The sequence below is a fragment of the Colwellia sp. D2M02 genome, assembly GCF_018860755.1.
Classification (GTDB): Bacteria; Pseudomonadota; Gammaproteobacteria; order Enterobacterales; family Alteromonadaceae; genus Colwellia; species Colwellia asteriadis.
In genome coordinates, this window is the sequence record NZ_JAHKPW010000085.1 from 11,573 (window position 1) to 31,741 (window position 20,169).

Here is a 20,169-nt window from a genome sequence, read left to right on the forward strand (position 1 = left end):
CTCTTAAACCGAGTTCAGGCTAAATATTTTCAAGAGATATAGAGCCTGATGAACTTAAGTTAAATATCTCAACATCAAGTAAAAGAAAAGCGAGACAGTGTCTCGCTTTTTTGTGTTTAACAATTTTATTTAGCAATTGTTTTTAATAATAATGAGTTAATGTTTACTGGGTCATTATTTAATGACTTTTAAACTTGCCTTGCTTTTTACTTTAGGCAAAGCACTCTTATCTCTATCATCACTGTCTGATGTAACACTACTCAACGTCGTTTTTGACTTTTCAGGCGCAGGCTCTGATGTAAGCGTTTCCTCATCTATTTCTTCATCACTTGGATGTTCAATAGGTAATGACGTACCTGCACCATTTTCTTTAGCGTAAATAGCTGCAATAGCCCCGTAAGGCACTGTCATATGTTCAAGCTTACCACCAAATCTAGCGCTAAACTCTATAGCAGTTTCACCCATAGAAATTGCGCCCACTGCTGAGCTGGCAATGTTTAACACTATTTGCCCATCTGCCACATAGTTCATCGGTACCAAAACGCCATAAACATTAACATCAACAACAATATAAGGCGTTAAATCGTTATCCGATATCCAATCATAAAAAGCGCCAACTAAATAAGGCTTATTTGAAGTCATATTGTTAATATTTGAATCACTCATTAGGCAGGGTTACCAAAACGTAATTCGCGCTCAGCTTCCGTTAATGAAGCTTGAAATGATTCACGTTCAAACAAACGTAACATGTATGTTTTAAGCTCTTTAGCGCCTTGACCTTCAAGTTCAATACCAAAGGCAGGTAAACGCCATAATAGCGGTGCTAAATAACAATCAACAAGACTATACTCTTCACTCATAAAGTACGGCGCTTCATTTAAAATTGGCGCAACACTTAATAAGCTTTCTTTTAATTCTTGGCGAGCTTTCGCAGCTTGCTCAGCAGTACCTGTATTAATAGTTTTTGCAAGGCTGTACCAGTCTTGCTCAATTCTATGCATCATTAAACGGCTACGACCACGAGATACCGGGTAAACAGGCATTAATGGTGGGTGTGGAAAACGCTCATCTAAGTATTCAACAATAATTTTAGCTTCATATAACGCTAACTCACGATCAATTAGTGTTGGCACTGTACCGTATGGGTTTAAATCCAATAAATCTTCAGGTAAATTTCCCATTTCAACTAAGTGTATATCTACACCCACGCCTTTTTCTGCTAACACTATACGAGTTTGATGACTATACATGTCATCGGCAAGTGAGTACAAAGTCATCACAGAGCGTTTGTTTGCTGCTACGGCCATTGGGCCTCCTAAAATTCTATCTATTCAAAACTAACAAAGGGGCATTTGATAAAACTATCAAATCCCCCTACTTTTACCGACTACTTCAACAACTTAATGTACGTCTTTCCAATATTCTTTCTTAAGTAAATAAGCAATAATAAAGAAGAAGAATAAGAAAGCAATAACCCAGTAACCTAAGCTTTTACGCTCAAGTTTGTTTGGCTCACCAACATACTCTAAAAAGTTAGTTAAATCACGCACTAGGTCATCATATTCCTCAGTTGTTAGCGTGCCACCTCTTGCAGGCTCTAAATGGCTAACTTCTGCTTGCGCTTTAATGCCATTTTCAGGATCTGCGGCAATAGCTGGCTTATCAACAACCTTAACCTGTATCCCTTGAAGATCTTGCAATACATGTGGCATGCCAACATCTTTAAAGGTTGTATTGTTTACACCAAATGGACGCGACTCATCAATATAAAAAGTACGCAAATAAGTGTAAATATAATCAGGGCTTTTTAAACGGGCTATTAATGTTAAATCAGGTGGCGCAGTACCAAACCATTTAGCCGCGTCTTTCTTAGGCATAGTGTTAGTAATATGGTCACCCGATTTTTCACCAGTATACATATAGTTTTCAACACCATCCGCTTCTTCAATACCTAAATCAGTAAAAGTACGGTTATAACGTTGATACTGTAGCTGGTGACAACCTAAACAATAATTAATGTAAGTTTGAAAGCCTCTTTTTAATGACTCTTTATCTGATAAATCATTATTTGCTTTATCTACTGGCACACTTGGACCAGCAGCAAAAGCTGCTGACGGTGCAAGGGCTGCAATGCTAAGTGCAAAGGCTAAGATTAATTTTTTCATTAGTGAGAAACCCTCTCTGGTACCGGCTTAGTATTCTCGTTTTTGCTGTAGAACCATAAAGCGATAAAGAAACCAAAGTAACCACACGTTGTGATTACACCAATAAGGTTAGCAATTGGTGTTGCTGGCATAGTACCTAAAATACCTAATATTATGAAACAAATAGCAAATTGAATTAAGTTAGCTAAGTGCCACTTTGAGCGGAAACGCACAGATTTAACTGTACCACGGTCAAACCAAGGTAGAGCAAATAACATACCAATTGCCGCAAACATTAGAAGCATTCCACCAAGCTTGTCAGGTACTACACGTAAAATGGTGTAGAAAGGACCAAAGTACCATACTGGCGCAATATGCTCAGGTGTTTTCAAACCATTAGCAGGTGTAAAGTTTGGCGCCTCAATAAAGTAACCACCACCTTCTGGGAAGAAGAACATTACCCAACAAAATAAAATTAAGAAGCCTGCAACACCCATAATATCTTTAACAGAGTAGTAAGGGTGGAAAGGAATAGAGTCGACGATATCGTATTTCTTCGTGTAGCTCTCATGGAACTTAAATTTAGATAGCTCTTCAGGTTTAACACTACCCTTAGGCTTCTTCGTTTCTACACCTTCTGGGTTATTTGACCCAACTTCATGCAGTGCAAGAATATGTAAGAATACAAGTATTACTAATACCAATGGCAATGCAATAACATGTAGAGCGAAGAAACGGTTTAACGTTGCACCAGAAATAACATAGTCACCTTTGATCCACGTTGCTAAGTCTTCACCAACAATTGGAATAGCACCAAAGAGCGAAATAATAACTTGTGCGCCCCAGAACGACATATTACCCCAAGGTAATAAGTAACCCATAAATGCTTCAGCCATTAACACTAAGTAGATTAACATACCGAAAATCCACAATAGCTCACGTGGTTTTTGGTAAGAGCCGTACATTAGGCCGCGCATCATGTGTAAGTACACAACAACGAAAAATGCTGATGCACCTGTAGAGTGCATATAACGAAGCAACCAGCCGTAATCAACATCACGCATGATGTATTCAATTGAGGCAAAAGCACCATCACCTGATGGTTCATAGTTCATCGTTAACCAAACACCCGTAAGGATTTGATTAACAAGTACTAGCATGGCTAAAGAGCCAAAAAAGTACCAAAAGTTAAAGTTTTTTGGTGCTGGGTATTGCCCAACATGCTTATTCCAAGCTTCTGTTACAGGCAAACGTTTGTCTACCCATCCCATTAGGTCGGTAACGAGTTTAGTCAACATTATGCCTCTCCTGGTGCAACACCAACTAACAGGGTGTCGTCGTTAATGAAAGAGTGCTCTGGAACAACAAGGTTTAACGGAGCAGGAACACCTTGGAAAACACGGCCAGCCATATCAAACTTACTACCATGACAAGGACAGAAGAAACCATCATCAACGCCTTCAACGAATTCAGCGAAATCGCCACCGTGGTGAGTTGGGGCACAACCTAAGTGAGTACAAACACCTAAAGCAACCAAGAATTCAGGCTTAATTGAACGGTAAGCATTAGTGGCGTACTCGGGTTGCTGAGCATTTTCAGAATTAGGGTCACGTAATTGGTCATCGTGTTTAGCCAAGGCATCAACAGTTTTTTCTGTTCTACGCACTACGTAAACAGGTTTACCACGCCATTCAGCACGGATTAATTGACCAGGCTGTATTTTACCTACATTAACTTCAACTGGAGCGCCCGCAGCTTTCGCACGAGCACTTGGGTTCCAGGAAGCAATAAAAGGCACAGCCGCTCCGACGACGCCAACACCACCAACAACTGCAGTAGCAGCCGTTAAGAAGCGTCTGCGGCCGTTATTAACAGGCACATTGCTCATTCATACTCTCCAACTAAGACACTAATTTAAACAATTTTTTAACGCTTGAGGCTATATAATTATAATTACCAACAAGCATAGCGTTTGTTTTTATTAGATCAAATTCATACCAAGCGGTATATCGATAAAAAATTTTTCCGATCATAAAGAAAACCCCCATTTTTTACAAGGTAAAAAGGGACTTAGGCTAAGTAAAAGACGAAATAAATTGAAATAGTTTGAAATAAATCAAAACAGAAGAATATAAGTAAAAACAACACGGCTTTAATCATAATGATTAGCTTTTAAAGAAACCTTTTTAGGTACCTAGCACTCATTAATTTTTGGGCATAAAAAAACCGACACTGAATGTCGGTTTTTTAAATGTATATTTACTAAATATTCTGCACTTAAATGAGTCGTTTAATTATAATTTTTACGATTAGGTTACTAAACTATAAAAACCAATAATGATAACAACCAAGTACAAATACCGAATATAATAAAATTAACGTTTTGAGAATTGTGGTTTCTTACGTGCTTTATGTAAGCCCACTTTCTTACGCTCAACTTTACGCGCATCACGAGTTACGAAGCCAGCGTTACGTAAAGAACTACGTAAAGTTTCATCGAATTCCATTAATGCACGAGTAATACCGTGACGGATTGCGCCAGCTTGACCAGAAATACCACCACCAACTACAGAGATGTTAAAGTCAAACTTTTCTAACATTTCAACTAACTCTAATGGTTGACGAACAACCATACGAGCAGTTTCACGACCGAAGTACACAGAAATGTCACGTTTGTTAATTGTGATTGCACCGTTACCAGCTTTCATGAACACACGAGCAGTAGAGCTCTTGCGACGACCAGTACCGTAATATTGATTATCAGCCATTGCTTAAAGCTCCAAAAGTTGTGGTTGTTGTGCAGTATGCTTGTGCTCAGCACCAGCATATACTTTTAATTTGCGGAACATCTCACGACCTAAAGGACCTTTAGGTAACATGCCTTTAACAGCAAATTCAAGAACGCGTTCTGGTGCTTTTTCAATTAGCTTTTCAAAGCTAATTTGCTTAAGGCCGCCAGGGAACTCAGTATGCGAGTAGTAAATTTTACCTTTCGCTTTGTTACCTGTTACACGTACTTTCTCAGCGTTAATTACAACGATGTAATCGCCAGTATCAACATGAGGAGTATATTCTGCTTTATGCTTTCCGCGTAAACGGCTTGCAATTTCAGTAGCGATACGACCTAAAGTTTTATCTTCGGCGTCCACTAAGAACCATTCGCGTTCAACGCTTGCTGGTTTAGCTACAAAAGTTTTCATTAAAAAACCCAATTTTAAAAGTGTTACTTAAATGACAACCTAATACCCAACTAAAGCTAGTATAAGTAATAAATCATCGGTTAAATGGACTACGCCATTGCCCCTTCGAGCATCGAGCCCAGCGCCTTTATTGTTAAAGCCGACGTACATCAAGCAATAAAACAAAAGCATTTGTAACGTAGGGAGCGCGGATTATACAGAAACACTTTAAAAAAATCACGCACATTTTTTAATCTTTTGCATTTTATAGCTATATTAATAATGACTCTTAACTATAACGCTATTTATAGCAGATATAAGTTTCCTAGACTTAATTAAAATAAGGTACACAAATAACTACAATTACCCACATTTATAAATAGCAAGACAATACCAAACAAAAAGGTAACAAGTTATGTTTATTAACTCATAAAACAAAATTGGGGCACAGATCAATGTTTCTCACAATAATTAAAAATTTAAGTTAACTTATAGATAATAATGAGTTATAAAATAAATCATTGCTGGTATGCCAGCGACAAACGTAAAATAAGTTGTGAAAAAGTTTTACATTTGTAGAATTTTATCGCAGTATGAATTTAGTCCCCGTAGATAATTAAATGGAAATATAACTATGAAAAACTTACAACAAGTAAAAAACAACGCTCAAAAGGGTTTCACCCTAATTGAATTAATGATTGTTGTTGCAATCATCGGTATTTTAGCGGCGGTAGCATTACCTGCATATCAAACTTATGCTGATAGAGCTCGTTTCTCAGAAGCTATTTTAGCAACCAGTGTATATAAAAATGCAGCCAATATCGCAGCTCAAACTCGCCAAGCAGCTGTTGCTGATTTAGACGCCGGTGCTTTAGGTATACCAGCTGCAGATGATCCAGGCGCATTAGTAGGTGATACTGTTACAGCAGCCACAATTGCTGATGGGTTAATTACAATTACTACTAATTTAAGTGCTGGTACTGTAACTAACGCTACTTACACTCTACAAGCTGTAGATGCAGGTAATGGCGGCCTGACATGGACTGAAGGTGGTACTTGTCGAGACGCTGGTCTATGTTAATAACTACTATATAGACTTTAAAAAAAGCCCTTAAAGGGCTTTTTTTATATTTAAATAAAAGTAATATAAAGCATGTTTATTATATGTTTGTAATACACTTTATGCTTTAATTGTATAATGAATAATTTAAAGGGTTTTGATCTACATAATGAAAGGAAGTCACCAACAATCAAGCGTGTTATCTGCGCTTGCTAAACAAAACCTGATATCTCCTGAGCAACTTGATGAAATATCAGATGACTTTGCCGATAAAAGCATCCCTTTTATCCGTTACCTTATTGAAAACAAAAACCTTGATGGCGAAAAAATAGCTAAGGTGCTTTCTAAAAGCTTTGGTTACCCACAAATACAGCTTAGTAGCTTTGATACCAGCTTAATGCCTGAAGGCGTGCGCAATGAAAAACTGATATTAAAACATAATGCCCTACCATTGTATTTACGCGGAAAAGTGCTATTTGTTGCGATGTCAGACCCGACAAACTTAAACGCATTAGAAGAAATTCAATTTAATACAGGATATAGTACCGAGCTAATTTTATGTGATGAAAAAAGCTTACAAAGCTGTATTGAAAAAGTATTAGAAGATGAAAGCAGTGCTTTAGATATTAGTGATATTGACTCTGATGAACTTGCCGGCATTGATGTTGAAGAAACTAAAAAAGATGATAATAATGGCACCGATGAAGATGCACCCATTGTTGTTTTCATTAATAAAATATTATTAGACGCAATTAAAAAAGGCGCTTCGGATTTACACTTTGAACCTTATGAAAAATCTTTTCGTATCCGTTTTCGTATTGATGGTATCTTAGCTGAAATTGCTCGCCCGCCAGTAAACTTAGCATCAAGAATGGCAGCTCGTTTAAAAGTAATGTCAAAACTCGATATTGCAGAACGTCGTGTGCCACAGGATGGTCGGATAAAATTAGCTTTGTCCCAGAAAAAATCGATCGACTTTCGTGTCAGTACGCTGCCTACCATGTGGGGCGAGAAAATAGTAATGCGTATTCTTGATTCGTCCAGTGCTATGCTAGGTATTGATATGCTTGGCTATGAGCCAGAGCAAAAACAAATCTATATGGATGCATTAGAGCAGCCGCAAGGCATGATTTTAGTAACGGGCCCAACCGGCTCAGGTAAAACCGTTTCTTTATATACCGGCTTAAATATTCTTAATACTCAAGAACGAAATATCTCCACAGCAGAAGATCCAGTTGAAATCAACCTAGAAGGTATTAATCAGGTTCAAATTAATAATCGCGCTGGTTTAACCTTTCCTGGGGCATTACGCTCTTTTTTACGTCAAGATCCTGATATTGTAATGGTTGGTGAAATTCGAGACTTAGAAACCGCTGAGATTTCAATTAAAGCCGCACAAACCGGTCACTTGGTATTATCGACCTTACATACCAATTCTGCCGCAGAAACCCTAACCCGTTTATTAAATATGGGAGTGCCTTCATATAACGTTGCTAGCTCAGTTTCAATTATTATCGCGCAACGCCTTGCCAGACGTTTATGTCCGCAATGTAAAGAAGAAGAAGTGCTATCCGAAACGCAATTATCTGAGCAAGGATTTCCTGCAGATAAGCTAGCTGAAATAACCTTATATAAAGCGGTAGGCTGTACTCATTGCACGGGCGGTTATAAAGGCCGTGTTGGCATTTATGAAGTCATTAAAATCAGCCCTCAAATTGCTTCAATTATCATGGAAGGTGGTAACTCCCTTGATATTGCAACCCAATGTCAAAAAGAAGGTTACAACAACTTACGTCAATCTGGTTTGCAAAAAGCCATGAATGGTATGACTAGCTTAGCGGAAATTAATCGCGTGACTAGCAGTTAATATTAGTTTAAGTTATTGTACATTAAGTATAAAAACTGCACTTACCTTACCTCATAGTTACTTGTAAAACACAGTGTTAGCTTTTATTGATCACGTAATTAAATTTTATATTTGCTAGTTATAGCTAGGTATCACAATGGCAATATCAACAACAAAGAAGTCTAAAGCGTCAGAAAAAATAAAAGAGCAAGATATTTTTATTTGGCACGGTGTTAACCGTAAAGGCAAAAAAATAAATGGTGAACTTCCCGCTAATAATGTTATTGAATTAAAAGCACAACTACGCAAACAAGGTATAACTCCTAGCAGGGTTAAGAAAAAACCTAAGCCATTATTTGGTTTAGGTGGTGATAAGCCCATTAAACCTGCAGATATAGCCGTAATAACACGCCAAATAGCTACTATGCTTGGGGCTGGTGTACCACTAGTACAAACTATAGATATGATAGGTACAGGGCACGATAATGGCAAAGTGAGAAAATTACTTGGTGAAATAGGCCATAAATTATCTTCTGGTATTCCACTGTCTGACTGTTTACGGGAGCATCCATTATTTTTTGATGACCTATATTGTGATTTAGTTGCCTCTGGTGAGCAATCAGGAGCCCTAGAAACCATTTATGCTCGTATCGCAACCTATAAAGAAAAAGCAGAAGCTCTTAAAAGTAAAATTAAGAAGGCACTAACTTACCCCATTGCTGTACTTGTAATCGCTTTTGTAGTGACGGCAATATTACTAATTTTTGTGGTACCTGTTTTCCAAGAAATTTTTGCCAGCTTTGGCGCTGAACTCCCCGGTTTTACGTTATTAGTAATATCAATATCCGAATTTATGCAAGCCTATTGGTATATTGGGTTAGGAGTATTATTTGCTTTTTCTTATTTATTTAAACGCGCACATCGCAATAGTCAAAGCTTACGCGATAAAGTTGATAAAAATATTTTAAAACTGCCGGTAATTGGTGATCTTTTAGAAAAAGCGGCCGTTGCACGCTATGCTCGCACTTTATCAACAACCTTTGCGGCAGGTGTACCCTTAATAGATGCGTTAGCTTCTGCGGCTGGTGCTGCTGGTAATGCTGTATTTCGTGATGCTATTTTAGAGGTTCGCACCGAAGTATCTTCAGGTATGCAAATGAACTTAGCAATGCGTAATTGTAAAATATTTCCTGATATGGTTATTCAAATGGTCGCTATTGGTGAAGAGTCTGGCGCTGTAGATGACATGCTTTCTAAAGTAGCTGTAGTATACGAGCAGCAAGTAGATGATGCGGTAGATGGTTTAACGGCACTATTGGAGCCGATGATAATGGCCGTTTTAGGGGTAGTTATTGGTGGTTTAATCATTGCTATGTACTTACCTATTTTCCAAATTGGTATGGTTGTATAAAGCGATTAACTAAGCTATTAACTAAACTATTAATAAAGTTTAAGGTCTCGATGTATAAACTATTTCCGAGACCTTAATTAACACTATCATCATACTCAAACCGCTTAGGAACTCAACCTTGTTCAATATCAGCTTTATTTCAACCTTAACAGATAACATTTACCACTTATTTCAAACTGTACCTAGCTTCTTCTACTTGTCCGTTGCGCTTATATCACTGTCAGTAGGAAGTTTTTTAAATGTAGTTATTTATCGTTTACCTAAAATGATGGAATACACTTGGTACCAAGAGTGTCGGGAGTTTTTAGCTGATGAGGTCAAAGATGTTAAAGCAAAAAAGTTAGAAAAAGTTACCTTATCAACTCCCGTTTCAACTTGTCCGCACTGTCAGCATAAAATTCGTTTTTATGAAAATATTCCGTTAGTTAGTTGGTTGGTATTACGTGGAAAATGCAGCCAGTGTAAACAAAGTATCTCTAGTCGCTATCCATTGGTAGAGCTATCAACAGCATTGTTAAGCCTCGTTGTCGCCGCACATTATGGGCCAAGTATAGAAACCTTATATGTTCTACTGCTCACTTGGGGATTAGTCGCATTAACTATGATTGATTTTGATCATATGTTATTGCCTGATCAAATTACTCTACCGTTACTTTGGTTTGGGTTATTAATCAATATTAATGGTACTTTTGTCCCGTTAACCGATGCTGTTATAGGTGCTGCTGCTGGTTATATGAGCTTATTTTGTGTTTTCTGGTTATTTAAATTACTCACCGGCAAAGAAGGCATGGGCTTTGGCGATTTCAAATTGCTTGCGGTTTTTGGTGCATGGGCTGGCTGGCAATTATTACCCATATTAATTTTAATGGCTTCAGTTGTTGGCGCTATTATCGGTATTACGTTAATGCTCTTTAAAAACCACCAAAAAGATCAAGGGATCCCTTTCGGGCCTTATTTAGCTATTGCTGGTTGGATCACCCTGTTATGGGGCAATAATTTATGGTCATGGTATTTAGCAACATTACTATAATCTCTAATCTAGCCTCTAATTTAATCTCTTAATCTAAAAGATAAGAAGCAAAGTATGTCAGAGTTTATTATCGGATTAACTGGCGGTATTGGTAGCGGTAAAAGCACCGTAACAGCAATGTTTGAAGCCTTAGGTATCGATATTATTGATGCCGATATAATTGCTCGAACAGTAGTTCAACCTAACAGCGCGGCATTGCATGCAATTGCTGAGCACTTTGGTGATAGTTATATTAATGCTGATGGTCAATTAAACCGCGCTTTATTGCGTACTCGAATATTTAGCAATACCAATGACAAAGAGTGGCTTAATAATTTACTGCACCCAATAATTAGAGCTGAACTAGTACAACAAACAGCTGCAGCAAACTCCCCTTATTGTATTTTAGTGGCACCTTTACTTATTGAAAATAACCTAATGCCACTCATTGATAGACTACTAGTGGTTGATGTTAGTGAGGCAACTCAAATTAAGCGCACTCTGTTACGTGATACCAGTAATACTGATGAAATTAAAGCGATTATCGCCAGCCAAACGAGTAGAGAGCATAGACTCTCATTAGCCGATGACATTATTTGCAATGATGCAAATAATACTGAAAATAATGTAAGCAATCTACTTTTGGATAATGTTCACCAGCTTCACCGTAAATACCTTAGCTTAGCGTGACTTAACTTATTAACTTAGCCTAAGCAAAATAACAGTCTTTATTAAGTCACATCGCCTCAAAATACTATTGAAATCAAGCTAATTTTAAGTAAAATTGCTAAATAATTCGCCATTTAGCTTGGGTAGAGGTAGTATATCTTTACCTTTTTTGCAATTAGACTTTAGCTTTGTATGTCAACGGTTTTATATGAACACCCGCTCAATGAGCGTATTCGTAACTATTTAAAGCTTGAGCAGCTTTTTGCCCAGGCAAACCGTTGTATTGAAGGTGATCTACAAATAAACAATCAAGTATTTTTTAACAGTTTATTTGCCATTATCGATACGCTTGAGCGTTGTGATATTCGTGGCGATCTTATTAAAGACATGGAAAAACTTGAGCAGAACTTAGTTATTTGGTCTAAATCTCCAGATATTGACACTAGCGCTCTAGAAGATAACTTATCTGAAACAGTAAAGTTAATAAGCCGTTTACGCTCTAATAAGCCAACATGGTATCAACTCAAAGACAATAAGTTTCTTGCCGGTTTAAAGCAGCGTTTTGCTATTCAAGGTGGTAGTTCAAGTTTTGATTTGCCTCAGTTAACCTTTTGGCTTAACCAACCGCACCATATAATACAGCAAGAAGTCGTAAGCTGGATAACCTTACTCAATGACGTAAATCAAGCACTAAAGCTAGTATTACGTTTTATTCGCCAACGCGCAGAATTTGAAACCATTAATACCGATAGTGGCTTCTACCAAGATAACGGCGAAGGTCTATTATTATTGCGTATAAAATTAGCCCAAAACTTACAATATTACCCCACCGTCAGCGGCAATAAATTCCGGTACTCTATTCGCTTTATGTTACCTTGCCAGCATACGGGTAGACGGTATTCAAATCAGGCTACTGAATTTCAACTTGCTCGCTGTTAGCACATCCTCTTTCGGTGTATAATCCTTTCTACCATTAATAATAGCGCCTTGCCCTTATGACTCTTGAAGTATCATGTCCTCACTGTAAAGCTAAAGTAGCGTGGCTACCTAGCAATGAATTTCGTCCTTTTTGCTCAAAACGATGTCAGCTTATTGATTTAGGTGAATGGGCAGAAGAAGGGCATAAAATTAGCCAACCCATACAGATGGACAGTGCGATAAGCGAAGAAATGCTAGATGCCTTAGAAGATGAGTTTTTACTGCATAATAAATTTTTTGTTGAGCCAGAATAAGCGACTAAGGCACATTATTAAAATATTGTAACCTGAGTTCAGATTAATGTATCAAGTAGCTCAATAATAGTCTGATTAGCCGCAGGAAAATCTAGCGTTTTTAATGAGGGTAAAGAAAACCACCCTTGTAGCTGCCCTTCTTGCGCAATCGGCTCATGTAAGAAGTTTTCTACGATAAAAACCTCTAACGACACACACTTATCACCGTAGTCGTGCGTTATTACCGTTAAGGGTTGACCAGACAGCACCTCAATACCAACTTCCTCGTTAAGTTCTCTAGCAAGCGCTTGAGCTACGGTTTCGCCGTCTTCGACCTTACCCCCTGGGAATTCCCATTTCCCCCCCTGATGGACATGTTCTGCGCGTTTAGTTAGGAAAAATTCTCGCTGATTATTATTATCTACTCGGGTGATAACTCCAACAGCAACCTGAACAAGTTGACTCATAGCTTGCGTACTCCTCTTTAGCTTACTCGATATAAACGCTTCGTTTTATATTGATGTAACTAAACCTATGTATTAGGGGCTTTTGATGACAAAACAAAAAAATACCAGTCATTGACTGGTATTTTATAAACAATTCGATTTAAATACTTTTTAAGTAGTCATATGACTAGTTAAGAGAGTTTGCCATGACATTGTTTGTATTTCTTACCTGAGCCACACGGACATGGATCATTACGTCCTACCCTTGGCATTTGCGATGCAGCGCTTTCATTTTGCGTTGATTCATGCTGAAAGTCTTTAGCAACTTCCTCCGACTTTCTGTGTTGCTCTTCTACCGCTTCAACATCAGACTCTGCTCGGATTTGTACTTTTGATAAAATACCAACAACATCATATTTTAGGTTATCTAACATTTCTGTAAATAACTCAAAAGACTCACGTTTATACTCTTGCTTAGGGTTTTTCTGTGCGTGAGCACGTAAGCCAATACCTTGTCGCAAGTGGTCCATTGCCGATAAATGCTCTTTCCAATGCGAGTCTAAGCTTTGTAACATCACGGCTTTTTCAAACTGACGTAATACATCAGCGCCGACAGCTTCTTCTTTATCTTTATATTCTTGCTCAAATGCCGCAATAATTTTTTCACGTAAATTTTCTTCGTGTAAGGTATTATCTTCTTCTAACCATTTTGTAATTGGTAAGTCAGTTGAGAATTCACCTTTAAGCTGCTCTTCTAACCCAGGAATGTCCCACATTTCTTCGAGAGATTGCGCTGGAATATGTTGAGCAATAACGTTATTGATGACATCACTACGAATTGCTGCAACGACTTCATTAATTTCAGCCTCATCAAGTAGTTCATTACGTTGTTCATAAATAACACCACGTTGATCATTAGCAACATCATCATACTCAAGCAATTGCTTACGCATATCAAAGTTACGACCTTCAACCTTACGTTGCGCATTTTCAATACTGCGAGTTACCCAAGGATGTTCAATAGCTTCACCACGCTCCATACCTAACTTACGCATCATATTTGAAATACGCTCTGAGGCAAAAATGCGCATCAATGAATCTTCCATTGATAAATAGAATCGTGTTGAACCTTTATCACCTTGACGACCAGCACGACCACGTAATTGGTTATCAATACGACGAGATTCATGACGCTCTGTGGCAATAATATGTAAACCACCTAAGTCTAACACGCGTTGGTGATCAGCTTGCCATTGCGCTTTCGCTTTTTCTATTTGTTCTTCCGTTGGGTTATTGAGTCGCTCAATAATACTATTTAGGTTGCCACCTAATACAATATCGGTACCACGACCTGCCATATTGGTAGCAATAGTTACAGCACCTTCGCGACCAGCATCAGCAACAATTTCAGCTTCTTGTTGGTGAAACTTAGCATTCAATACTTTATGCTTAATTTTTTCTTTTTTCAGTAAGTTAGATAAAAACTCTGATGTTTCAATACTAATAGTACCAACTAATGTTGGCTGACCGCGCTCAACACAGTCTTTAATATCAGCAAGAATTGCTTCAAATTTTTCTTCTTCACTTAAGTAAATTAAATCGGCTCTATCATCACGTACCATAGGCTGGTTGGTTGGAATTAACACAGTTTCTAAACCATAAATGTGTTGAAATTCAAAAGCTTCGGTATCAGCAGTACCTGTCATACCTGATAATTTTTCATAAATTCTAAAGTAGTTTTGGAAAGTGATTGATGCAAGGGTTTGGTTTTCATTTTGAATGTTAACCCCTTCTTTTGCTTCAACTGCTTGGTGTAAGCCTTCTGACCAACGACGCCCTTCCATTGTACGACCAGTATGTTCATCAACAATAACAATTTCGCCGTCTTTTACAATATAATCAATGTCTTTCTGGAAAAGCTTATGAGCACGAAGGGCAGCCATTACGTGGTGTAACAGCGTAATGTTAGCGGCAGAGAATAAAGTATCGCCCTCTTGCATCAAACCTTTTTCAACCATGATCTCTTCAATATGAATTTGACCACGTTCCGTTAAGTAAATTTGTTTCGCTTTTTCATCAATAGTGAAGTCACCAGTACTCTCTTCACCCTCTTTGTCTTCTTCATCTTGCTGTTCAAGTGTTGGAACAATAAGGTTGATGCTTTTATATAACGCAGAGCTATCTTCTGCTTGTCCTGAAATAATTAACGGCGTACGCGCTTCATCAATTAAAATAGAGTCAACTTCATCAATAATTGCGAAGTTTAATGGTTTTTGCGTGCGCTCTTGTGCAGAGAACACCATATTGTCACGTAAGTAATCAAAGCCAAATTCGTTGTTGGTACCGTAAGTAATGTCAGACTGATACGCAGCTTGCTTTTCTTGTGTCGATAAACCGGCAATATTACAACCTACCGTCATACCTAAAAATTCAAATAATGGGCGACTCCAGTCTGCATCACGCGTTGCTAAGTAATCATTTACGGTAATAACATGTACGCCTTTACCCGTTAACGCATTCAAATACGAAGGTAGTGTTGCGGTGAGTGTTTTACCTTCACCAGTACGCATTTCGGCAATTTTACCGTCATTTAAAACCATGCCACCAATCATTTGTACGTCAAAGTGGCGCATACCAAAGACACGCTTACTTGCTTCACGCACAACAGCAAATGCTTCAGGAAGCAACTCATCAAGTGATTGACCTTCTTGAAAACGAGTTTGAAATTCAGCTGTTTTCGCTTTTAACTCTTCATCACTTAGTGCTTCAATTACTGGCTCTAGTGCATTTATCTTATTTACTTCTTTACCTATTTTTTTCAGTAATCTATCGTTACGACTACCAAATATTTTTGTTAATAAATTTACAAACATCTTCTTTAAACCATTAATTGAAAATTATTTCATAGCAATAATTGCTACAGCTGTTGATATTACTTAAATACGCCTATGTACTGACTTAACTACTGAGATTGTTGTTCTTATTTACTTTTTCGCTTTACGATAAACAAATTTCAATGGGTCTATCTGCGTGTTGTTACGTAAAATTTCATAATGAACATGAGGCCCGGTTGAGCGGCCTGTACTTCCCATACGTGCAATGGTTTGCCCTTTTTCAACAACATCACCAACGGCAACAACAATCGTTTTATTGTGCCCGTAACGTGTTTTAAGGCCATCGCCATGGTTAATTTCAACGAGTTCACCGTAACCGTAGCGTTTACCTACCCAAGTTACGATACCAGAAGCGGTAGCGATAATAGCTGCATCTTCCTTACCAGCAAAATCAATGCCCTTATGCATAGTCGCCTTACCGTTGAATGGGTCTTTACGAACTCCATAATAAGACGATAACCAACCTTTTGATATAGGTCGACCAGATAAGTAACGATTATTTTCTATATGGTGACCAAAAACCAAAGATTCAAGCATGTGTAGCTGTTTTTCTTCATGTTTTATTTCTGACTCAAACAAACTTATCTCGTTTAGCAGTTGCTCAACAGATTTTGAAGGTATTTTTTCACTTTGAATTGATGGGCCGCCAGCGGGTGGCAGCTCTGAAAAATTAAATTCTTTTTCGGGTATATCTGCATCTGCGGCTAGACGTTCACCCAAAGCATTAAGGCGCAAAACCTGGCTTTGTAATTCAGCTAATTTAATGGTTAATGCGGTTAATTGTTCATTATTTGGTTTAGCAATACTCGTTAAGTTTTCTTTTTCATGAGCTTTTGTTATTTGGTATTGACCAAGATCGGTTTGGTTAATATCGGTATGCTTATTCCCTGAAATAATTAAATGAATAATTGTTCCTGACAATAAACCGAAGCATAGAAGTGCAGTTAACCAACGCAACTTATTTAGTTGCATTGAAAATCTTACGTTCTTTCCTCGGTACAGTAATGTTAAACTCATATCATCTTAATTCTGTTAGTTTGCTTTATCGGTTAACTATTTTGTTGGCTTACACGCACTTTATATAACACATTATAAATTAAAGACTTTTATGGCAAGAAAACCCAAAGCTCCTATCAATATGTCATCGTTGCTAAAATCAACGACAGGCACTTTGGCACAAATTCAAGAAAAAACCAACTCTTTGACTATTTTGGCCAACATTGTAAGGCATATATGTCCTGATTTACCAGCGGATGCTTGGCATATTGCTAACTCTCGTGACGACATACTTATTGTTGATGTTAAGTCGCCCGCTTGGGGACAGCGTTTACAGTTTGAACGCAACAATATTTGTAATGCTCTTATAGAGCAAACCCATGGACAATTTCAACGTATTGAAATAAAAATTAATCCCCAAAGTTTCCGTCAAAGTCGAACTAACTTGTTTGATAAAAAGCCTCAAAATACTATATCACAAACAAGTAAGTCATCCGACGAGAATAATATCAACACAGTAAATAATGCAATAACCGCGCAGCAATTTTTAGAGGTTGCTAAAAAAGCACCAAAAGGGCTGAAAGAAAAATTAGAAAAACTTGCGAAAGTTGCGGGAAATAAACACATATAAAGCACGCTTATTAACTCGTATTTTATAGCTTGGTAAAGATAATCGTATTGTTAACAAGTTAGAGCATGAATGAGTAGAGAAATAAGCTAGGGCTATTTTAAAGTAAAAAGGCTGTTATTTGGTAAATAACAGCCTGAAATAACTACGTTGATCATAGATAACTAACTATATACTTATGTATAAGTTAAAAAGCAGTTGCACTGATCTCTTGATATTCGATAGGTGAAGGCTTGTCATCTTCATAAGTAACCCACTCCCACGCATCAACTTGTTTAAAAACTTCTCTTAATAAAAGGTTATTTAAACCATGTCCTGATTTAAATGCATTAAGTTCACCTAAAATGCTGGTACCACCCATATAAAGGTCGCCAATAGCATCAAGAATTTTATGCTTCACAAACTCGTCATCATAACGTAATTCATTTTTATTAAGCATACGGTACTCATCAAGTACAATAGCATTTTCTAAACTTCCGCCTAGCGCTAAGTCATGAGAGCGTAAAAACTCAATATCTTTCATAAAGCCAAAAGTACGTGCTCGACTAATTTCTTTAATGAAGGAACAACTAGAGAAGTCCATACTCATAGTCTGGCAAGTGTTGGCAATTACTGGGTGATCAAATTCTATAGCAAAATTAACCTTAAAACCTTCATAAGGTAATAACTCAGCCCATTTATCACCTTCAGTAACACGTATTGGTTTTTTAATACGAATAAAACGCTTCGCTGCATTTAGCGTTTCAATACCAACAGATTGAATTAAATAAACAAAAGGTAATGCACTGCCATCCATAATAGGGATTTCAGGCGCATCAACATCAATAATTAAGTTATCAATACCTAACCCAGCCACAGCTGATAATAAATGTTCGACTGTTGAAACTTTAACTTGTTGTTCATTAACTAAGCACGTACATAGCGTAGTTTCACCCACAGCGTCAGGTGTCGCTTTGATATCGACTACGGGATCAAGATCTACTCGTCGAAAAACAATACCAGTGTTTGCCGGTGCAGGACGGAGAGTAACCTGTACCTTTTCACCTTTATGTAATCCAACGCCAACCGTTGAAACACTACTTTTTAATGTACGTTGCTTAATCATAATTAGCCTCGATTTATTTACTTTAGCTGATTAGAGCTGTTGCGTGAAAACTTATAACTGCCCTAAGTTTAAGGTTTCAGCGTTAACTATTTTTATAAATAGCAAAGACTGTTACCGTAAAAATGCAAACTTAGTTACCTTTATTGATAAAAAGGGAGTGCAAACAAATCAAATAATGACGTGCTTACTATTACTTTTCATAAACAAAGTACGACAAAATATAAATAGCTCTATTTAATGGGCGCGTAATATACCAAAAAAAAGTGTATAAATCAAAAAACACCTCTTAGTGGACATACCACTTGCACAATAAATTATCACTTATACCTTTAGCATAGCGCTAACAATATGTTACTTTCTACTACAAATATGTAGTAAAAATGTAGCTAGTCTGCTTGTTTACGCAAAAATGCTGGTATATCTAAATAGTTTTCTAAGTCCGTTGCCGCAACTTTCTGCACATTACTATCGGTCATGGCAACAGTTTCAGTAGCAACTTGTGGTGCTGCTGGTGTGTAATCACTACCAACCACTTTTTGCTCTGCCATTGGCATAGGGTTAACCAGCGTAATATCAGGTTTGCTTTCTGCGCCAATACCCGTTGCAACAACCGTTACACGTAACTCGTCACTCATATCCATATCGATAACCGCACCAACAACAACGGTCGCATTTTCAGAAGCAAATGCTTTAACTGCATTACCAACGGTTTCAAATTCATCGATGCTGATATCCATGCCTGCGGTAATATTAACTAAAATACCACGAGCACCAGCTAAGTCGACATCTTCAAGTAATGGGCTAGAAATAGCTGCATCTGCCGCTTCTTGAGCACGGTCATCACCTGATGCGGTACCAGACCCCATCATCGCAGTACCCATTTCAGACATAACGGTACGCACATCGGCAAAATCGACATTGATTAAACCTGGACGAGTAATTAACTCAGCAATACCTTGTACTGCACCTAATAAAACATTGTTTGCCGCTTTAAATGCGTCAAGCAAGCTTGTACCTGGGCCTAATACTTTCAATAATTTTTCGTTAGGAATAGTGATTAAAGAATCAACGTTTTTAGCTAAAAACTCGATACCTTGGTCAGCATAATTCATACGTTTTTTCCCTTCAAAAGGGAACGGTTTAGTGACAACCGCAACGGTTAAAATGCCCATTTCTTTGGCAATTTCAGCCACTACTGGTGCAGCACCAGTACCAGTACCGCCACCCATGCCAGCAGCAATAAAGATCATATCAGCACCTTGAATAGCTTGCTTTATAGTTTCTCTATCTTCTTCTGCAGCACAGCGCCCAATTTCAGGGTTAGCACCAGCACCTAAGCCTTTGGTAACATCTGCACCTAACTGTAAGGTAACATTAGCTGATGAATTGCGTAGTGCCTGAGAGTCGGTGTTTGCTGTAATAAACTCAACACCTTCTATCGTTTGTGACACCATGTGTTCAACAGCATTACCACCGCCGCCGCCAACGCCGATAACTTTAATTACCGCTTCTTCGTTATGATCTTCCATCAATTCGAACATTTCATCTCTCCGTTTTACTAACAATACTTA

General features: G+C 37.8%; 20 protein-coding genes. 8 read left to right on the plus strand and 12 right to left on the minus strand.

The features are described 5' to 3' along the window. Positions 1-174: 174 nt before the first annotated feature. The 7 genes from KO495_RS16035 to rplM form a co-directional block, all read right to left on the minus strand. Positions 175-666, minus strand: coding sequence for a ClpXP protease specificity-enhancing factor (locus KO495_RS16035; protein WP_215981415.1), 492 nt, complete (start codon positions 664-666; stop codon positions 175-177). Then, entirely contained in the window at positions 666-1,307 is a 642-nt protein-coding gene (sspA, locus tag KO495_RS16040; RefSeq protein ID WP_215981416.1) for a stringent starvation protein SspA, read from the minus strand. Before sspA ends, KO495_RS16035 begins: the two co-directional genes overlap by 1 nt. Positions 1,308-1,400: 93 nt before the next feature. Next, on the minus strand, positions 1,401-2,165 hold the full coding sequence (locus tag KO495_RS16045) for a cytochrome c1 (RefSeq protein ID WP_215981417.1): 765 nt from the start codon (positions 2,163-2,165) through the stop codon (positions 1,401-1,403). Next, positions 2,165-3,442, minus strand: a complete 1,278-nt coding sequence (locus KO495_RS16050) for a cytochrome bc complex cytochrome b subunit (RefSeq protein WP_215981418.1) — start codon at positions 3,440-3,442, stop codon at positions 2,165-2,167. Before KO495_RS16050 ends, KO495_RS16045 begins: the two co-directional genes overlap by 1 nt. Beyond that, complete coding sequence (gene petA / locus KO495_RS16055; RefSeq protein WP_215981419.1) at positions 3,442-4,032, minus strand: ubiquinol-cytochrome c reductase iron-sulfur subunit; 591 nt, start codon at positions 4,030-4,032, stop codon at positions 3,442-3,444. Before petA ends, KO495_RS16050 begins: the two co-directional genes overlap by 1 nt. A gap of 487 nt (positions 4,033-4,519) precedes the next feature. Further along, positions 4,520-4,912, minus strand: coding sequence for a 30S ribosomal protein S9 (gene rpsI / locus KO495_RS16060; protein ID WP_215981420.1), 393 nt, complete (start codon positions 4,910-4,912; stop codon positions 4,520-4,522). A gap of 3 nt (positions 4,913-4,915) precedes the next feature. Further along, positions 4,916-5,344 carry a 50S ribosomal protein L13 gene (rplM, locus tag KO495_RS16065; protein ID WP_215981421.1) on the minus strand — a complete coding sequence of 143 codons (429 nt, stop codon included), beginning with the start codon at positions 5,342-5,344 and terminating at the stop codon, positions 4,916-4,918. A gap of 613 nt (positions 5,345-5,957) precedes the next feature. Between rplM and KO495_RS17710 the strand changes: the two genes are divergently transcribed. From KO495_RS17710 to yacG, 7 genes are all read left to right on the plus strand, one after another. Continuing rightward, complete coding sequence (locus KO495_RS17710; protein ID WP_215981422.1) at positions 5,958-6,404, plus strand: prepilin-type N-terminal cleavage/methylation domain-containing protein; 447 nt, start codon at positions 5,958-5,960, stop codon at positions 6,402-6,404. A 148-nt stretch (positions 6,405-6,552) separates the two neighbouring features. Beyond that, positions 6,553-8,250, plus strand: coding sequence for a type IV-A pilus assembly ATPase PilB (pilB, locus tag KO495_RS16075; protein ID WP_215981423.1), 1,698 nt, complete (start codon positions 6,553-6,555; stop codon positions 8,248-8,250). A 136-nt stretch (positions 8,251-8,386) separates the two neighbouring features. Then, on the plus strand, positions 8,387-9,640 hold the full coding sequence (locus KO495_RS16080) for a type II secretion system F family protein (RefSeq protein ID WP_215981424.1): 1,254 nt from the start codon (positions 8,387-8,389) through the stop codon (positions 9,638-9,640). Between the two features lie 118 nt (positions 9,641-9,758). Then, positions 9,759-10,670, plus strand: coding sequence for an A24 family peptidase (locus KO495_RS16085; RefSeq protein WP_289847634.1), 912 nt, complete (start codon positions 9,759-9,761; stop codon positions 10,668-10,670). A 54-nt stretch (positions 10,671-10,724) separates the two neighbouring features. Next, positions 10,725-11,339 (plus strand): dephospho-CoA kinase, encoded by a 615-nt coding sequence (gene coaE / locus KO495_RS16090; RefSeq protein WP_215981425.1) that lies wholly within the window; start codon positions 10,725-10,727, stop codon positions 11,337-11,339. Positions 11,340-11,510: 171 nt separating this feature from the next. Next, positions 11,511-12,257 carry a cell division protein ZapD gene (gene zapD / locus KO495_RS16095; protein ID WP_215981426.1) on the plus strand — a complete coding sequence of 249 codons (747 nt, stop codon included), beginning with the start codon at positions 11,511-11,513 and terminating at the stop codon, positions 12,255-12,257. A 56-nt stretch (positions 12,258-12,313) separates the two neighbouring features. Further along, positions 12,314-12,550 (plus strand): DNA gyrase inhibitor YacG, encoded by a 237-nt coding sequence (gene yacG, locus KO495_RS16100; protein WP_215981427.1) that lies wholly within the window; start codon positions 12,314-12,316, stop codon positions 12,548-12,550. A gap of 38 nt (positions 12,551-12,588) precedes the next feature. On the opposite strand, the gene mutT is transcribed toward yacG, so the two are convergent. From mutT to KO495_RS16115, 3 genes are all read right to left on the minus strand, one after another. Further along, entirely contained in the window at positions 12,589-12,996 is a 408-nt protein-coding gene (gene mutT, locus KO495_RS16105; RefSeq protein ID WP_215981428.1) for an 8-oxo-dGTP diphosphatase MutT, read from the minus strand. Positions 12,997-13,166: 170 nt separating this feature from the next. Further along, the gene (gene secA / locus KO495_RS16110) at positions 13,167-15,848 is read right to left on the minus strand and encodes a preprotein translocase subunit SecA (RefSeq protein WP_215981429.1); all 2,682 of its coding nucleotides are present in this window, start codon (positions 15,846-15,848) and stop codon (positions 13,167-13,169) included. 111 nt (positions 15,849-15,959) lie between these two features. After that, complete coding sequence (locus KO495_RS16115; protein WP_252739021.1) at positions 15,960-16,841, minus strand: M23 family metallopeptidase; 882 nt, start codon at positions 16,839-16,841, stop codon at positions 15,960-15,962. Positions 16,842-16,977: 136 nt separating this feature from the next. On the opposite strand from KO495_RS16115, the gene KO495_RS16120 reads away from it, so the two are divergent. Beyond that, positions 16,978-17,496, plus strand: a complete 519-nt coding sequence (locus KO495_RS16120; protein ID WP_215981431.1) for a DciA family protein — start codon at positions 16,978-16,980, stop codon at positions 17,494-17,496. A gap of 184 nt (positions 17,497-17,680) precedes the next feature. Here KO495_RS16120 and lpxC read toward each other — a convergent pair whose 3' ends face one another. Continuing rightward, positions 17,681-18,598 carry a UDP-3-O-acyl-N-acetylglucosamine deacetylase gene (gene lpxC, locus KO495_RS16125; protein ID WP_215981432.1) on the minus strand — a complete coding sequence of 306 codons (918 nt, stop codon included), beginning with the start codon at positions 18,596-18,598 and terminating at the stop codon, positions 17,681-17,683. A gap of 386 nt (positions 18,599-18,984) precedes the next feature. Beyond that, entirely contained in the window at positions 18,985-20,139 is a 1,155-nt protein-coding gene (gene ftsZ / locus KO495_RS16130) for a cell division protein FtsZ (RefSeq protein WP_215981433.1), read from the minus strand. Positions 20,140-20,169: the final 30 nt, after the last annotated feature.

Bases quoted from the DNA above. Each gene is read 5' to 3' on its own strand.
- petA (WP_215981419.1), bottom strand. From the start codon at position 4,032: ATGAGCAATGTGCCTGTTAATAACGGCCGCAGACGCTTCTTAACGGCT.
- KO495_RS16115 (WP_252739021.1), bottom strand. From the start codon at position 16,841: ATGCAACTAAATAAGTTGCGTTGGTTAACTGCACTTCTATGCTTCGGT.
- KO495_RS16045 (WP_215981417.1), bottom strand. From the start codon at position 2,165: ATGAAAAAATTAATCTTAGCCTTTGCACTTAGCATTGCAGCCCTTGCA.
- KO495_RS17710 (WP_215981422.1), top strand. From the start codon at position 5,958: ATGAAAAACTTACAACAAGTAAAAAACAACGCTCAAAAGGGTTTCACC.
- rplM (WP_215981421.1), bottom strand. From the start codon at position 5,344: ATGAAAACTTTTGTAGCTAAACCAGCAAGCGTTGAACGCGAATGGTTC.
- zapD (WP_215981426.1), top strand. From the start codon at position 11,511: ATGTCAACGGTTTTATATGAACACCCGCTCAATGAGCGTATTCGTAAC.
- sspA (WP_215981416.1), bottom strand. From the start codon at position 1,307: ATGGCCGTAGCAGCAAACAAACGCTCTGTGATGACTTTGTACTCACTT.
- yacG (WP_215981427.1), top strand. From the start codon at position 12,314: ATGACTCTTGAAGTATCATGTCCTCACTGTAAAGCTAAAGTAGCGTGG.
- KO495_RS16035 (WP_215981415.1), bottom strand. From the start codon at position 666: ATGAGTGATTCAAATATTAACAATATGACTTCAAATAAGCCTTATTTA.
- KO495_RS16080 (WP_215981424.1), top strand. From the start codon at position 8,387: ATGGCAATATCAACAACAAAGAAGTCTAAAGCGTCAGAAAAAATAAAA.
- rpsI (WP_215981420.1), bottom strand. From the start codon at position 4,912: ATGGCTGATAATCAATATTACGGTACTGGTCGTCGCAAGAGCTCTACT.
- ftsZ (WP_215981433.1), bottom strand. From the start codon at position 20,139: ATGTTCGAATTGATGGAAGATCATAACGAAGAAGCGGTAATTAAAGTT.
- coaE (WP_215981425.1), top strand. From the start codon at position 10,725: ATGTCAGAGTTTATTATCGGATTAACTGGCGGTATTGGTAGCGGTAAA.
- secA (WP_215981429.1), bottom strand. From the start codon at position 15,848: ATGTTTGTAAATTTATTAACAAAAATATTTGGTAGTCGTAACGATAGA.
- pilB (WP_215981423.1), top strand. From the start codon at position 6,553: ATGAAAGGAAGTCACCAACAATCAAGCGTGTTATCTGCGCTTGCTAAA.
- KO495_RS16120 (WP_215981431.1), top strand. From the start codon at position 16,978: ATGGCAAGAAAACCCAAAGCTCCTATCAATATGTCATCGTTGCTAAAA.
- KO495_RS16050 (WP_215981418.1), bottom strand. From the start codon at position 3,442: ATGTTGACTAAACTCGTTACCGACCTAATGGGATGGGTAGACAAACGT.
- lpxC (WP_215981432.1), bottom strand. From the start codon at position 18,598: ATGATTAAGCAACGTACATTAAAAAGTAGTGTTTCAACGGTTGGCGTT.
- mutT (WP_215981428.1), bottom strand. From the start codon at position 12,996: ATGAGTCAACTTGTTCAGGTTGCTGTTGGAGTTATCACCCGAGTAGAT.